Source organism: Ruegeria sp. AP12 (assembly GCF_056540025.1).
The window spans coordinates 1-861 of sequence record NZ_JBQFVZ010000152.1 but is presented as its reverse complement, the minus strand read 5'-3'; the positions used below and the strand labels follow the sequence as shown (position 1 = coordinate 861).

The 861-nt window shown below is 56.1% G+C and carries 1 protein-coding gene and 1 pseudogene; both read right to left on the bottom strand.

The window, feature by feature from the left end:
- Positions 1–253: pseudogene (locus tag ACR0E6_RS21925) on the bottom strand (tripartite tricarboxylate transporter TctB family protein); the annotation flags it as partial.
- A gap of 63 nt (positions 254–316) precedes the next feature.
- A partial coding sequence (locus tag ACR0E6_RS21920; RefSeq protein WP_480587301.1) for a tripartite tricarboxylate transporter substrate-binding protein occupies positions 317–861 on the bottom strand: 545 nt, incomplete at its 5' end.

The window sequence follows — 861 nt, the reverse complement described above, 5'->3', positions numbered from 1 at the left end:
GCCAGCGACCCGGAATGCGGTCTGACATGGCGGAGCTGAGCCAGTGCAGAAAGGCAAAGGCGGCCATTGCCCAGAGCGAGACCATTGGCCAGAAGCTTGGTTGCGCAAACCACTTGGTGCGTTTGACGACCTCGGTCTGCGTTCCCAGTTGGCTCAGCAGAAAAACCGAAAATATCAGGAAGGCCAAAGCAAAAACAACATCGCCGGGGCGGCGGTATCGTTTGAACATGTCTTGCAATGTCTTTGCGATCATTTTGGCCTCCTGCTGGATAGAAAAAGGCCCGACAGTATTGCAATACGCCGGGCCAGTTTCGCGTTATTCGCCTAGAATCTCTTCGATTTTAGAGAACGAGGCTTTGTCCTGTTCTATCTGTGCATTCGAGGCATCCGGATCCTGCCAGTAGATCAGTGCTCCGGTTTCTTCAGCAAGTTGCTTGGCCTTGTCAGATTCCAGCGCTTTCTGTGCAGCCGCAGTGATCTTTTCGCGTGCTTCGGCCGGAGTGTCCTTGTGGACGAACAGACCGTTCCACAGGGCCAAAGGCAGTTCGGGGTGCAGCTCGGTAACTGTGGGTGTATCCGGGACCAATGAGATCCGTTCGCCACCGATGCTGGCCAGGACATTCACTTGGTCCAGACAGGGAAGAACAAGTTGAAGCGTCGTGTTGATCACGTCCACGTCGCCCGAAGCCAGAGTGTTGCAGTCGAGCGCGTCGAAGGCGGCTTCGCTGGCGAAGTCAAACCCACTGCTGACTGCGGCCGCAAAGGTGACTTGTGTGGGCGGCAGAACCGAGCCGAAGTGACCAAGCGCGACATCGTTTTCTTTGCCGTGTTCCACCAGTTCTTCCCATGTCGCGAACGGGG